Below are 13,935 nucleotides of genomic sequence, written 5' to 3'. Positions count from 1 at the left end.
GCCCGGGTGCCCTGCCTCCCAACCCGCTGTCGCCTACGCGTTCACCGGCAGCAGCCCGTCGCGCAGCAGGCCCACGCCCAGCTCGTAGATGCCATCCCACACGATCTGCACACCCAGGCACAGCAGGATGAAAGCGGTCAGGCGCAGGAAGATCACCGTGCCGGCCTCGCCCAGCGGCTTGAGCAACTGCTGCGCATAGCGGAACGCCAGGTACAGCAGCGCGCCGATGGCCAGCAGGGCCAGCACACCGCCGCCCATGCGCGCCAGCGACAGCGACAGCCGCGCATCGGCCAGCGACACACCCACCGTGATGGCCGCGGCGATGGAGCCCGGCCCGCAGCTCACCGGGAAGGTCAGCGGATAGAACGCCTGGCGCCGCGCCATGTCGGGCGTGAAGCTTTCGGCAAGCTCGGTGCGGCTGTCCACCGTGGCGTGCGTGGCCGTCAGCAGCCGCCAGGCAGTGGCCGCCACGATCATGCCGCCGCCCACGCGCACGATGGGCAGCGAGATGCCGAAGAAATCCAGCACGTACGAGCCGACCAGCATGGCGCCCAGCAGCAGCCAGAACATGTTGCGCGCGATGCGCCGCGCCAGCAGCGCGCGCGTGGGCGGCGCGGCGCCCTCCGTCAGGCCCAGGAAGATGGGCGCGGTGGCGGCCGGGTTCAGGATGGGCAGCAGCGCGGCGAACACGAAGAGAAAGCTCTTGCCGAAGGCCCCCAGCAGTTCGAGCGTCATGGTGCTCGGCCCGGCGCCGGCGGGTGGTCGACGATCTCGCGCATGCGCCGGCGCAGGGCCCGCTCGCGCCGCTGCTCGTCCTCGTAATCCTCGCGCAGCCCGCGCCACAGCGCCACGGCCATCAGCACGATGACCACCGTGAACGGCAGCGCGAACACGATGGTGGCGGTCTGCACCGCCTTCAGGCCACCAGCCAACAGAAGGCTGATGGCGATGCCCGAGATCAAGAGGCCCCAGGCGATCTTCACACGTGCGCTGGGGTCGGCCTGGCCGCCCGTGCTCATGGTGCCCAGCACCAGCACGGCCGAGTCGCCCGAGGTCACGAAGAACAGCATCACCAGCACCGTGGCCACGCCGGACATCAGCATGCCGCCCGGTAGCGCGTCGAACATCGCGAACAGCGCGGTCGAGATATCGGCCGCCACGGCGTCCGCGATCGGCACGCCCTGCATGATCTCCATGGTCAGCGCCGTGCCGCCGAACACCGAGAACCAGACGAAGGCCGCCAGGCTGGGTGCCAGCACCGTGCCCAGCACGAACTCGCGCACCGTGCGCCCGCGCGAGACGCGCGCGATGAACAGGCCCACGAAGGGCGACCAGGACACCCACCAGGCCCAGTAGAAGATGGTCCAGCCGCCCACCCAGTTGCTGTCGCGGAACGGGGTCATGCGCAAGCTCATGCGCACGAACTCGCTCACGTAGCTGCCCAGCGTGGTCGTCAGCGTGTCGATGATGGCCACCGTGGGGCCGAGCAAGAACACGGCCAGCGTCAGCAGCGCGGCCAGCCCGATATTGATGTTCGACAGCCACTTGATGCCGCGTCCGATGCCGCTCAGCGCCGAGCCCAGGAACAGCACGGTGGTCACCACGATGATGGCCACCTGCGAGAACTCGCTGATCGGCACGCCCAGCAGCGCGTGCAGGCCGCTGTTGATCTGCAGCGCCCCCATGCCCAGCGAGGCCGCCACGCCAAAGGCCGTGGCGATCACGGCCAGCACGTTGACCACCGGCCCCAGCTTGCGCACCGGCGCCCAGGGCAGCGCCTCCACCGCCGTGCTGACCAGCGCCGAGCCACCGCGACGGAACTGGAAGAACGCGATCGTCAGCGCCACGATGCTGTAGACCGCCCAGGGGTGCATGCCCCAGTGGAAGAAGCTGTAGCGCATGGCCGCGCCGGCCGCCTCGGGCGTGTTGGGCGCGATGCCGGGCGGCGGCGTGCCGTAGTGCGAAATCGGCTCGGCCACGCCCCAGAACACCAGGCCGATGCCCATGCCGGCGGCGAACAGCATGGCGAACCAGGTGCCCATGGAGAACTCGGGCTCCTCGTCCTCTGCGCCCAGCTTCAGGTCGCCATAGCGGCTCATGGCCAGCACCAGCGCCAGCACCACCAGGCCCAGCACCACCCACAGGTAGAGCCAGCCGAAGTTGCGCGTGATGAGCGCCAGCGCGCCGTCGAACACGGCGCCCAGGTGGCCGGGCGCGAAGATGCCCCACAGGACGATGGCCAGGATGGAGCCGGCCGAGACGATGAGCTGCATGCGCGCTTCCTCGTGGGCCGGCGCCACCGCCGCGAAGGCAGCAGTGGGCAGTGCGATGCGGCATGGCATCGGCACCCGCGTGCCGGCGAGATGTCAGTGAAGGACGGCGGCGGTGCGGGCCCGATGTGTCAGAGACCGGCGGCGCGAGCGCAGCGGCTGTCAGCAAGGGCCGGCGGACCGCAACGCAGACATGCCGCATCGGCCGCGCATGCCAGGTCGTTCGCCAGGGGGCGCGGATTTTAGCCGGCGGCCTCGCGCAGCGCGGCCACCAGCAGCTCGTGGAAGCCATTCCAGACGATCTGCACGCCCAGGCACAGCAGGATGAAGGCCGACAGCCGCAGGAAGATGATCATGCCGGCCTCGCCCAGGGGCTTGAGCAGCTTCTCGGCGTAGCGGTAGGCCAGGTAGACCAGCACGCCCACGGCCAGCAGCGCCAGCACGGCACCGCCAGTGCGCGCCAGCGCGAGCGACAGCCTCGGGTCGGCCAGCGACACGCCCACCGTGATCGCCGCCGTGATCGACCCCGGCCCCGACGTGATCGGGAAGGTCAGCGGGTAGAAGGCCTGGCGCCTGGCCATCTCGGGTGTGTAGGCCTCGGCCAGCTGGGCCCGGCTGTCGCTGGTGGTCTGGGAGGTGCTCAGCAGCCGCCAGGCGCTGGCCGCGACGACCAGGCCGCCGCCCACGCGCACGATGGGCAGCGAGATGCCGAAAAAGTCCAGCACATAGACGCCTACCAACATGGCGCCAAGCATGAGCCAGACCACGTTGCGCGCAATGCGCCGGGCCAGCGATGCGCGCGTGCGCTCGGACGCGCCATCGGTCAGGCTCAGGAAAACCGGCGCCGCAGCGGCCGGGTTCAGGATGGGCAGCACGGTCACGAACGCGAACAGGAAGCCCTTGCCCAACGCCCCCAGCAGTTCCAGCGTCATGGCGCCGCCGCGGCCAGGCTCAGTCGCCTTGAGACAGCAGCGGCAGGTCGGTGTCGCCGCCCTTGCCGAGCAGGCCCACGCTGGAGTAGATGGCCAGCTTCTCGCGCGTATCGGCGATGTCCAGGTTGCGCATGGTCAGCTGGCCGATGCGGTCGGCCGGCGTGAAGGCCGCGTCTTCCACCTTCTCCATGGACAGGCGCTCGGGCTTGTAGGTGAGGTTGGCGCTCACGGTGTCCAGCAGCGAATAGTCGTTGCCACGGCGCAGTTCCAGCGTCACCTCGCCGGTGATGGCGCGCGCCACCCAGCGCTGTGCCGTCTCGCGCAGCATCAGCGCCTGGCTGTCGAACCAGCGGCCCTGGTAGAGCAGCCGGCCGAGCTTGCGGCCGTTGGCGCGGTACTGCTCGATGGTGTCTTCGTTGTGGATGCCGGTGACCAGGCGCTCGTAGGCGATGTGCAGCAGCGCCATGCCCGGGGCTTCGTAGATGCCGCGGCTCTTGGCCTCGATGATGCGGTTCTCGATCTGGTCGCACATGCCGATGCCATGGCGCCCGCCGATCGCGTTGGCTTCCATGAACAGTTCGAGCGGCGTAGCAAAGGTGCGGCCGTTCAAGGCGACCGGCTGGCCTTCCTCGAAGCGGATCGACACGGTCTCGGGCTTGACCACGCAGTCCTCGCGCCAGAACGGCACGCCCATGATGGGCTTGACGATGTGCATGCCGGCGTTGAGGAACTCCAGGTCCTTGGCCTCGTGCGTGGCGCCCAGCAGGTTGGAGTCAGTGCTGTAGGCCTTCTCCACGCTCATCTTGTAGTCGAAGCCGTTGGCGATGAGGTATTCGCTCATCTCCTTGCGCCCGCCCAGCTCGTCGATGAACGCCTGGTCCAGCCAGGGCTTGTAGATGCGCAGCTTGGGGTTGGCGAGCAGGCCGTAGCGGTAGAAGCGCTCGATGTCGTTGCCCTTGTAGGTGCTGCCGTCGCCCCAGATGTCCACGCCGTCTTCGCGCATGGCCACCACCAGCACGGTGCCAGTCACCGCGCGGCCCAGCGGCGTGGTGTTGAAGTAGGTCGCGCCGCCGGTCGTCACATGGAACGCGCCGGACTGGATGGCCGCAATGCCCTCGGCCACCAGCTGCGGGCGGCACTCGATCAGGCGGGCCTTCTCGGCGCCATAGGCCAAGGCCTTGCGCGGAATGTCGTCGTAGTCGGTCTCGTCCGGCTGGCCCAGGTGGGCGGTGTAGGCGGCGGGAATGGCGCCCTTGGCGCGCATCCAGTGCACGGCGGCACTGGTGTCCAGCCCGCCGGAGAAGGCGATGCCGACGCGCTCGCCTGCGGGCAGGCGGTTCAGGATGGTGGCGGTCATGGTGAGTCCGGGAATCTGGGGAAGGGCGGGATTTTAGGCGGGTCGCCCCAGGCACCCGGCCAAGCTCACCGCGGCTGCGACGACAGCTCCCAGTGCTCCGGCGTCGTCGCCACCAGTTCCTTCAGGTCCTTCCACGGCTTGGCGCCCGGCACTGTGCTGCGCCCCTGCACGGCCGCCTGCGCGAACGCCACCATGCGGTCGCGCACGTGGTCGATGTCGGGCTGCGGCCAGGTCTCCATGGAGTGCGGGCCGCGCGCGACCACGATCTCTTTCAAGCCCGGCACGCGGTCGTAGGCGGCGACCGTGCCCTCCAGGCTCTCGGCACGGTCCCACAGGCCCTTGGCGAAGAACACGGCGGGCCAGCGGTGCATGTTCGCGAGCACGGCCGAGTTCGGATAGAAGGCCACGTGGTTCTCGGCCGCCATGCCGCCCAGGAACAGGTTGCGGTCGGCCAGGTCGCGCGCCTCGGGCAGATAGCCGGCGCCGCTCACGAAGGACGCATACAGCAGCGCGCCGCGGATGTTGGGGTAGCCCTTGGGCGCGCTGCAGGCCACCACCGGCAGGTCGTAGCTGCAACCGCCCGCGAAATTCTTGGTCATGGCCCAGCCGGTGGTCATGGAGCCGCGCGAGTAGCCGAGCAGCAGCAGCGGGATCTGGCGCGCCTTCTGGCCGGCGAGCAATCGGCCACCGGCAGCGCTGCCCTGCAACAGCTGGCCGTCCGGCGTCAGCAGCCGCATGCCCGTGCCCTGCTCCATCTGCTCCAGCACGCGGAAGATGTCTTCGCTCTGCTCCAGCGTGTTGGTGTCGCTGAAGCCACCGGACAGGCCCTCGCCGCGCCGGTCGTAGGCCAGCACGTCGAAGCCGGCACGGTTCAGCGCGTACAAATGGTCGCGCCAGGTGTCCATGCCCATGCCCTCGGTCGTGGCATTGGGAAAGCGCTGCTCCGTCGCGCGGCCCGTGGCGGGGTCGATCACGACGGGTTTGTCGGCCGGGTGGCGGATCGCTGTCAATTGGCCGCCGCCGCCCGCGCTCATGATGACTAGCGCGCGCGTCTTGCGGCCTTGCGCGTCGGCCACGCCCGCGCCCTCCACGTACCAGCCGCGCAGCTTGATGTCGCCCGGCATGTCGAGCTTGAGCCGCTCCAGCGGGTCGCGCGGCACGGTGAACTCCACCACATGCGTGCGGCCGTCGGCTTCGGCCACGGCCTCGCGGTACGGCGCCTTGCCGAAGAAACCGGGCTTGCGGATCTGGCGCAGGTCCACATCGCTGTCGGAATCGATCTTGCCGATGGGGTCGACCAAGCCCGTCACGCGCGTTGCGCGGGCCTTGTTGGGCGGCAGCCAGCGCTGCATCTGGGCGTTGATGCGGGCCGCGCATTCCGTGTTGGCTTTGCACTCGGCCCAGCGCTGCTTGAGCTTGGCGTCGCTGAACTCGTCGACGTAGAAGTCGCCCATGTAGCCGGCCGGCGGTTTGTGGGCCGTGACCAGCAGCGGCACGCAGACGCTGCGGCCGTCGGACTGCGGCAGCAGATAGCCGGGCAGCTCGGCGTTGCGGTCCACGCCGACCATGGCCGTGCAGTCGGTGGGCGGCGTGGTGCGCGCGAGCGGCCGGGGCGGCGGCGTGGTCGTGCAGGCGGACAGCACGAGGGCGCACAGGGCCGCGGGCACGGCGTGGCGAAGCGAGGGCATGGTCGAGTCTCCTGATATTTTTTGAGCCGCCTCAGGATAGCGCCAGCGCCGGGTAGGTGAAGCCCAGGAAGTGCGCCGCGTTCAGCCCGAAGTGCACGAGGATGGGCGCCTCGATGCGGCGTGTGCGCTCGTAGACCCAGGCATGGCCCAGGCCGGCCAGGGCCGAGAGCAGCACCATGGGCGCACCGCCCGCCGCATGGGCTGCACCGAACAGCAGCGCCGACAGCACGGCCGCACCCCAGGGGCCGGCGCGCGTGCGGCGCAGTGGGTCTTGCACCAGCGTGCGGAACAAGGCCTGCTCGGCCACGCAGGTCAGCAGCAGGTTCACGAGCAGGAACTGCCGCGTCTGCTCGGGCAGCTTGAAGTCGGGCTGCACGACGCCCATCGCCGTCGCCAGGCCCAGCACCGCGCAGGTGGTGAAGAGCCACGCCACCGCCGTGGTCGCCGCCAGGGAGCCGAGCGCATCGCCACGCCGCAAGCGCGGCGCCAGCAAGGCCAGCAGCACCAGCCCGACCGAGCCCTTGTCGAAGTTCAGCCTCTGCGTGAACGGCAGCGCATCGGGCGTGAAGCGCACGGCGTCGATGGAAACAGGACTGTGGAAACCCGGCACTTGGTGCAGCACCAGGGCCGCGCGGAGCGCGAGCACCAGGGCCGTGGCCAGCCAGGACCCTGGCGCCTCGCGCACGCGCACCGCCCATGCGGCGGCGGCCACGAGCAGCACGATCGCCAGCACGGCCGGCCACAGCAGCACGCCTTCCACCAGACCGGCCATGACGGCCGCCGCGTACAGCATGGCCGCCCGCCTGCGCCACACAGGCGCGGGCCCACCCGACACGCAGATCGCGAGCAGCAGCAGGACGAACGCGGCCGGCACGCGCGTCAGGCGGTCGGCGCGTCCCTGTGGGTGGCGAGCGCTTCGCGCACGATGTCCTGCAGCGCCCCCGCCTCGTCAGCGTCCATGGCCGCCAGCAACTCCCGCCGCATGCGCGGCTCCCAGAACTTCCGGATGTGCTCGGCGATGCCGTGCAGGGCTTCCTCGCGCTCGGGCATGGCGGCGAAGAAGTCGCCGATGCGGTTGGCCATGCGGATCAGGTTGGCGGTGTCCATACGATGCGTTCGGGGTGGGTGTAGACGCTTAAGGTCTCGCCGCGTGCGAAGCCGATCAGCGTGAGGTGCGCGTCCTGCGCGAGTTCGATGGCCAGGCCGGTGACGCCCGACACGGCCGCCAGCAGCGCGCTGCCGGCGCGCACGGTCTTGCCGGCCATCTCGTAGCTGGCGCGGCTGGTGACGACGATGAAGCCGTCTTGCGGCACGTGTCCCGCCGTGAGCATCGCGCCGACCAGCTTGTCCAGCGCGTTGTGCCGGCCCACGTCTTCGCGCACCAGCAGCACCTGGCCTTGCGCGTCAGCGAAGCCGGCGGCGTGCGTGGCGCCGGTCACGGCGCGCAGCGGCTGCAAGCCATCCAGCGCACGCATGGCGCGCGATACGGACGCGGCGCCGAAGCGCGCATCGCTGTGCAAGGGGGCGGGCCGCTTCACGGCCTGCGGCAGGCTCTCGGCGCCGCACAGGCCGCAGCCGGTGCGGCCGGCCAGGCTGCGGCGCTTGTCTTTCAGGCGCGCGAAGCAGGCGGAGGCGATTTCCAGCTGCACCGTCAGGCCGCCGCAGCCGTCGACGACCTCCAGGTCGCGCACGTCGGCACGGCTGTCCACGATCTCCTCGGTCAGCGAGAAGCCGAGCGCGAAGTCTTCCAGGTCCAGCGGCGTGGCCAGCATCACGGCGTGCGAGATGCCGTTGTATTCCAGCGCGATGGGCACCTCGTCGACCACGGCGTCGTCGGCCGCCCGGCCACTGCCGCGCGTCACGGTCACGCGCCGCGTGCCGGCGGGAAGGGAGACGGGCGCGTCGGCAGGCTTCATGCGCGCCAGTCTCTCACTACTTGCCCACCACTTCGGTTGCAGCCTGCAGATGTCCGAGCTGTTCGGCGTTGAAGCGCGCATAGCCCGTCTGCCAGGCCGAGGGCTGGGCCACCGGCATCACCTGCACAGCCGTGACCTTGTACTCGGGGCAGTTGGTCGCCCAGTCCGAGCTGTCGGTGGTGATCACGTTGGCGCCGGACTCGGGGAAGTGGAAGGTGGTGTAGACCACCCCGGGCTGGATGCGCTCGGTGACGGTGGCGCGCAGCACGGTCTCGCCCGCGCGGCTGGCGATGCCCACCCAGTCGCCCTCGCGGATGCCGCGGTCCTCGGCGTCCTGCGGATGGATCTCGAGCCGGTCCTCATCGTGCCACTGGTTGTTGGGCGTGCGCCGGGTCTGCGCGCCCACGTTGTACTGGCTCAGGATGCGGCCCGTGGTCAGGATCAGCGGGTAGCGCTGCGTGACTTTCTCATCCGTCGCCACGTACTGCGTGATGATGAAGCGGCCCTTGCCGCGCACGAACTTGTCGATGTGCATGGTGGCGGTGCCGGCCTCGTCGGTGTCGGCATTGCAGGGCCATTGCAGGCTGGTGTGCTTGTCGATCTGCGCGTAGCTCACACCGGCAAAGCTCGGCGTCAGCGCCGCGATCTCCTGCATGATCTCCTCGGGGTGGCTGTAGTGCATGGGGTAGCCCAGCGCGTTGGACAGCAGCTGCGTCACTTCCCAATCCGCATAGCCGGCCAGCGGCGGCATGACCTTGCGCACGCGCGAGATGCGGCGCTCGGCATTGGTGAAGGTGCCGTCCTTTTCCAGGAACGAGCAGCCGGGCAGGAACACATGGGCGTACTTGGCGGTCTCGTTCAGGAAGATGTCCTGCACCACCAGGCATTCCATGGCCATCAGCGCATCGGCCACGTGCTGGGTGTTGGGGTCGGACTGCACGATGTCCTCGCCCTCGCAGTACAGCGCCTTGAAGCTGCCCGCGTGCGCCGCGTCGAACATGTTGGGGATGCGCAGGCCGGGCTCGGGGTTCAGCGTGACGCCCCAGGCGGCCTCGAACTGGCCGCGCACGGTGCTGTCGGAGATATGGCGGTAGCCCGGTAGCTCGTGCGGGAACGAGCCCATGTCGCAGCTGCCCTGCACGTTGTTCTGCCCGCGCAGCGGGTTCACGCCCACGCCTTCGCGGCCCACGTTGCCGGTGGCCATGGCCAGGTTGGCGATGCCCATGACCATGGTGGAGCCCTGTGCGTGCTCGGTCACGCCCAGGCCATAGTAGATGGCGCCGTTCTTGCCTTTGGACGCGTACAGCCGCGCGGCGCCGCGCACTTGCTCGGCCGGCACGCCGGTGATGGCGGCCGTCGCCTCGGGCGAGTTCTCTTCGCGGGCCACGAAGTCCTTCCACTGGCCGAAAGACTTGGCATCGCAACGCTCATCGATGTAGCCCTCGGCCAGCAGGCCTTCGGTCACCACCACATGGGCCAGCGCCGTGATCAGCGCGACGTTGGTGCCGGGCCTCAGCTGCAGGTGGTAGGCCGCCTGGATGTGCGGCGACTTCACGATGTCGATCTGGCGCGGGTCGACCACGATGAGCTGCGCACCCTGGCGCAGCCGCTTCTTCATGCGCGAGGCGAACACGGGGTGCGCCGCGGCCGGGTTGGCGCCGATGACCATGATCACGTCGCTGTGCTCGACCGACTTGAAGGTCTGCGTGCCGGCCGAGGTGCCGAAGGTCTGGCCCAGGCCGTAGCCCGTGGGCGAATGGCACACGCGCGCGCAGGTGTCTACGTTGTTGTTGCCGAAGGCCGTGCGCACGAGCTTTTGCACGAGGTAGGCCTCTTCGTTGGTGCAGCGCGAGGAGGTGATGCCGCCGATCGCATCGCGCCCATGCTGCGCCTGGATGCGGCGGAACTCGGAAGCGGCGTGGCCGATGGCTTCGTCCCAGCTCACCTCGCGCCAGGGGTCGGTGATCTTTGCGCGGACCATGGGCTTGGTGATGCGGTCCGGGTGCGTGGCATAGCCCCAGGCGAAGCGGCCCTTCACGCAGGAATGGCCTTCGTTGGCCTTGCCGTCTTTCCACGGCGTCATGCGCACGACCTGCATGCCCTTCATCTCGGCCTTGAAGCCGCAGCCCACGCCGCAGTAGGCGCAGGTGGTCGTCACGCTGTGCTCGGCCTGGCCGAGTTCGATGACGGTCTTTTCCTGCAGCGTGGCCGTGGGGCAGGCCTGCACGCAGGCGCCACAGCTCACGCAATCGCTCTGCATGAAGGGCTCGTCCTGCCCGGCCGACACGCGCGACGCGAAGCCGCGGCCCGAGATCGTGAGTGCGAAGGTGCCCTGCGTTTCCTCGCAGGCGCGCACGCAGCGGTTGCAGACGATGCACTTGGCCGGGTCGTAGGTGAAGTACGGGTTGGACTCGTCCTTCTGGTCCTTCAGGTGGTTGGCGCCGTCGTCGCCGTAGCGCACGTTGCGCAGGCCGGTCACGCCGGCCATGTCCTGCAGTTCGCAGTCGCCGTTGGCGGCGCAGGTCAGGCAGTCCAGCGGGTGGTCGGAGATGTAGAGTTCCATCACGCCCTTGCGCAGCTGCTGCAATTTGGGCGACTGTGTGCGCACCTGCATGCCGGCCTCGGCGGGCGTGGTGCAGGAGGCGGGGTAGCCCTTGCGGCCCTCGACCTCGACCAGGCACAGCCGGCACGAGCCGAAGGGCTCCAGGCTGTCGGTGGCGCAGAGCTTGGGAACGCTCACGCCGGCGTCCATGGCGGCGCGCATGAGCGAGGTGCCCTTGGCGACCGTGACCTGCGCGCCGTCGATGGTCAGCGTGACTTCTTCCGTGGAGAGGCGGGCCGGGGTGCCATAGTCGGTTTCTCTGAGATGGTCGAGCATGGCGGTCTCCTTATGCGGCGCGCCGGGCGGGCGCGGCCAGGCCGAAGTCTTCGGGGTAATGGTCCAGCGCCGAGAGCACCGGGAACGGCGTCATGCCGCCCATGGCGCACAGCGAGCCGTGGACCATGGTGTCGCACAGGTCCCGCAGCAGGGCAACCTGCTGCAATTTCTGGTTCTGCAAGGTGACCTGCTGCGGCCGGGTCTGCGCATTGCCGCCTGTGATGCGGTCGATGACCTCGACACCGCGCGTGGAGCCGATGCGGCAGGGCGTGCACTTGCCGCAGGACTCGATGGCGCAAAACTCCATGGCGTAACGCGCGAGCTTGGCCATGTCAGCCGTGTCGTCGTGCACCACGATGCCGCCGTGGCCGACCACCGCCCCCACGGCCGCATAGGCCTCGTAGTCCAGCGGCAGGTCCCAGTGTTCGGGCGGCACATAAGCACCTAGCGGGCCGCCGACCTGAATGGCCTTGACGGGCCGGCCGCTGGCCGTGCCGCCGCCGAAGCCTTCGACGAGTTCGCGCAAGGTGACGCCGAAAGCCTTTTCGACCAGGCCGCCGTGCTTGATGTTGCCGGCCAGCTGGATCGGCAGGGTGCCGCGCGAGCGGCCCATGCCGAAGTCGCGGTAGAAGTCCGCCCCTTTCGCCAGGATCAGCGGGACGGACGCCAGCGTGATCACGTTGTGGATCAGCGTGGGCTGGCCGAACAGGCCTTGCAGCGCCGGCAGCGGCGGCTTGGCGCGCACGATGCCGCGCTTGCCCTCCAGGCTTTCCAGCATGGCGGTCTCTTCGCCGCAGACGTAGGCGCCGGCGGCCTTGCGCACTTCGAGGTCGAAGGCGCGGCCACTGCCCAGGATGTTCGCGCCGAGCCAGCCGGCAGCCCTGGCGCGGGCGATGGCTTCGTTGAGCGTGGCAATGGCGTGCGGGTACTCGGAACGCACATAGACGTATCCCTGCGTGGCGCCAGTCGCGATGCCCGCAATCGCCATGCCCTCGACCAGCATGAACGGGTCGCCCTCCATGACCATGCGGTCCGAGTAGGTGCCCGAGTCGCCCTCGTCGGCGTTGCAGCAGACGTATTTCTGCGCGGCCTGCGCGCCCGCCACGGTCTTCCACTTGATGCCGGCCGGGAAAGCCGCGCCGCCGCGCCCGCGCAGGCCGGAGTCCAGCACCTGCTGCACGACGTCGGCGGTCGTCAGTTCGAGCGCGCGGCGCAGGCCGACCAGGCCACCATGCGCCTCGTAGTCGGCCAGCGACAACGGGTCGGTGATGCCCATGCGAGCGAAGGTCACGCGCTCCTGCTGCTGCAGCCAGGGCATCTGCTCGGTGAGTCCGTGGGACAGCGCATGCAGTGCGCCCTGCAGCAGGCCGGCGTCGAGCAGGCCGTCCACATCAGCCACGTCCACCGGCCCGTAAGCCACGCGGCCCTGGGGCGTGACGACCTCGACCAAAGGTTCCAGCCAGAACAGGCCGCGCGAGCCGTTGCGCACGATCTCGATGTTCTGACCACGAGTGGCAGCGCTGCGTTGCAAGGCCTCGGCGACTTCATCGGCTCCGACTGCCAACGCGGCACTGTCGCAGGGCACGTAAATGCGGATGGAATAAGAACCTTCGGCCAGTTGGCCTGCGGTGCGAGCGCCTTCGGGCGGCCGGGCGGCGCTCATGCGCCCGCTCCTTGCAGCAGCGTGTCCAGCCGCGCGGCCGACATGCGCGCGCGCGGCGCCTCGTTCAGCGCCACGGCCGGCGACATCGCGCATAGCCCCAGGCAGTACACCGGCTCCAGCGTCACAGCGCCATCGGCGCTGGTGCCGCCATCGGCCACGCCCAGCCGCGTGCAGGCATGCTGCCACAGCGCATCGGCCCCCATGGCCTGGCACGACTCGGCGCGGCAGACCTGCAGCACATGGCGGCCGGCCGGCGCGCGCCGGAAGTGGTGGTAGTAGGTGATGACGCCGTGCACCTCGGCGCGCGAGAGGTTCAGGCCCTCGGCAATGGCGGGCACGGCCTCGTCGGGCACATGGCCCAGCGCGTCATGCACCGCATGCAGCAGCGGCAGCAAGGCGCCGGGCAATCGCCGGTGCGCGTCCACCAGGCGGCGGACGGTCTCCATCGTTGTGTCTTGGCTCATCGGGGGTTGTGTTCGGGGGGACGCGGCCAGTGTGGCGGCCGGCTCGCGGCCGGTCAAATTCAATCGGTACATGGGGCGATTCGGCGCCTGAATGGCCCGCGCACGCCGGCTACGTTTGCTGACGTTTTGAGGGCCATCCCCACTGCCAGCCGGGCCGTGGCGCCGGGTACGATCCGGCGCCGCACGGCCTGGGGCACCGGGCTGCGCGGCATCCAAGAATCACGACACCGGAGCCTCCATGCGCCAATCCCTCGCCGCCCTCGCCGCCGCCCTGCTGTTCGTCAGCACGGCGCCCCTGCACGCCCAGCAGGCCGCAAGCCCCGTTGCCGAAGACGGCAAGCTCGCCTACTACGGCAGCCGCTTCGCCGGCCGCAAGACGGCCAACGGCGAGCGCTTCAACCCACAGGCGCTGACCATGGCGCACAAGACCCTGCCCTTCGGCACGCTGGTGCGCGTGACCAACCCGGCCAACCAGCGCAGCGTGGTCGTGCGCGTGAACGACCGCGGCCCGAGCACGGCCGACCGCGTGGGCGACCTGTCGCCGGCCGCGGCGCGCCAGTTGCGCATGACGGGCGCGGGCGTGGTGGATGCGAAGCTGGAAGTGGTCGGTCGGGGCAAGCGCAAGCGCGCCTAGCAGGCTGCTGAAATACCCGACGCCGCAGCTCGTCTCACCTCGGTGAGAGTGCGGATTCAGCAGGGCGTTCGGCGCTGACGGCTCAATTACGCATTCAGACGTTCGGCGCTGACGGCTCAATTACGCATTCAGA

Annotated in this window: 12 protein-coding genes; 1 reads left to right on the top strand and 11 read right to left on the bottom strand. The window is 69.6% G+C overall.

Going from position 1 to position 13,935, the window contains the following annotated elements; all coding sequences use genetic code 11:
• Positions 1 to 33: 33 nt before the first annotated feature.
• The 11 genes from ASF43_RS06830 to ASF43_RS06780 all read right to left on the bottom strand — a co-directional run bounded on the left by ASF43_RS06830 (position 34) and on the right by ASF43_RS06780 (position 13,150).
• Positions 34 to 735, bottom strand: coding sequence for a MarC family protein (locus ASF43_RS06830; RefSeq protein ID WP_056178208.1), 702 nt, complete (start codon positions 733 to 735; stop codon positions 34 to 36).
• On the bottom strand, positions 732 to 2,273 hold the full coding sequence (locus ASF43_RS06825; RefSeq protein WP_082497698.1) for a BCCT family transporter: 1,542 nt from the start codon (positions 2,271 to 2,273) through the stop codon (positions 732 to 734). The genes ASF43_RS06830 and ASF43_RS06825 overlap by 4 nt, the downstream gene beginning before the upstream one ends.
• A gap of 239 nt (positions 2,274 to 2,512) precedes the next feature.
• Positions 2,513 to 3,202, bottom strand: a complete 690-nt coding sequence (locus ASF43_RS06820; protein ID WP_056178207.1) for a MarC family protein — start codon at positions 3,200 to 3,202, stop codon at positions 2,513 to 2,515.
• Between the two features lie 19 nt (positions 3,203 to 3,221).
• Entirely contained in the window at positions 3,222 to 4,559 is a 1,338-nt protein-coding gene (gene argG / locus ASF43_RS06815) for an argininosuccinate synthase (RefSeq protein WP_056178205.1), read from the bottom strand.
• A 65-nt stretch (positions 4,560 to 4,624) separates the two neighbouring features.
• The gene (locus ASF43_RS06810) at positions 4,625 to 6,247 is read right to left on the bottom strand and encodes an alpha/beta fold hydrolase (protein ID WP_056178202.1); all 1,623 of its coding nucleotides are present in this window, start codon (positions 6,245 to 6,247) and stop codon (positions 4,625 to 4,627) included.
• Between the two features lie 31 nt (positions 6,248 to 6,278).
• Entirely contained in the window at positions 6,279 to 7,040 is a 762-nt protein-coding gene (locus ASF43_RS06805; protein ID WP_162241776.1) for a CPBP family intramembrane glutamic endopeptidase, read from the bottom strand.
• Between the two features lie 86 nt (positions 7,041 to 7,126).
• Positions 7,127 to 7,354: a formate dehydrogenase subunit delta gene (locus ASF43_RS06800; protein ID WP_056178198.1), complete on the bottom strand. Its 228-nt coding sequence runs from the start codon at positions 7,352 to 7,354 to the stop codon at positions 7,127 to 7,129.
• Positions 7,336 to 8,163 (bottom strand): formate dehydrogenase accessory sulfurtransferase FdhD, encoded by an 828-nt coding sequence (fdhD, locus tag ASF43_RS06795; protein WP_056178196.1) that lies wholly within the window; start codon positions 8,161 to 8,163, stop codon positions 7,336 to 7,338. Before fdhD ends, ASF43_RS06800 begins: the two co-directional genes overlap by 19 nt.
• 16 nt (positions 8,164 to 8,179) lie before the next feature.
• The gene (gene fdhF, locus ASF43_RS06790; RefSeq protein ID WP_056178194.1) at positions 8,180 to 11,041 is read right to left on the bottom strand and encodes a formate dehydrogenase subunit alpha; all 2,862 of its coding nucleotides are present in this window, start codon (positions 11,039 to 11,041) and stop codon (positions 8,180 to 8,182) included.
• Positions 11,042 to 11,051: 10 nt separating this feature from the next.
• Complete coding sequence (locus tag ASF43_RS06785) at positions 11,052 to 12,704, bottom strand: NADH-quinone oxidoreductase subunit NuoF (protein WP_082497680.1); 1,653 nt, start codon at positions 12,702 to 12,704, stop codon at positions 11,052 to 11,054.
• Complete coding sequence (locus tag ASF43_RS06780; protein WP_235578169.1) at positions 12,701 to 13,150, bottom strand: formate dehydrogenase subunit gamma; 450 nt, start codon at positions 13,148 to 13,150, stop codon at positions 12,701 to 12,703. Before ASF43_RS06780 ends, ASF43_RS06785 begins: the two co-directional genes overlap by 4 nt.
• A 256-nt stretch (positions 13,151 to 13,406) precedes the next feature.
• Between ASF43_RS06780 and ASF43_RS06775 the strand changes: the two genes are divergently transcribed.
• Positions 13,407 to 13,802 (top strand): septal ring lytic transglycosylase RlpA family protein, encoded by a 396-nt coding sequence (locus tag ASF43_RS06775; RefSeq protein ID WP_056178190.1) that lies wholly within the window; start codon positions 13,407 to 13,409, stop codon positions 13,800 to 13,802.
• The last annotated feature ends 133 nt before the right edge of the window (positions 13,803 to 13,935 follow it).

The organism is Pseudorhodoferax sp. Leaf267 (genome assembly GCF_001422405.1).
In the GTDB taxonomy this organism is placed as follows: domain Bacteria; phylum Pseudomonadota; class Gammaproteobacteria; order Burkholderiales; family Burkholderiaceae_C; genus Pseudorhodoferax.
Note: the sequence above shows the minus strand (reverse complement) of the source record. Positions and strands in the feature narration are given on the sequence as shown.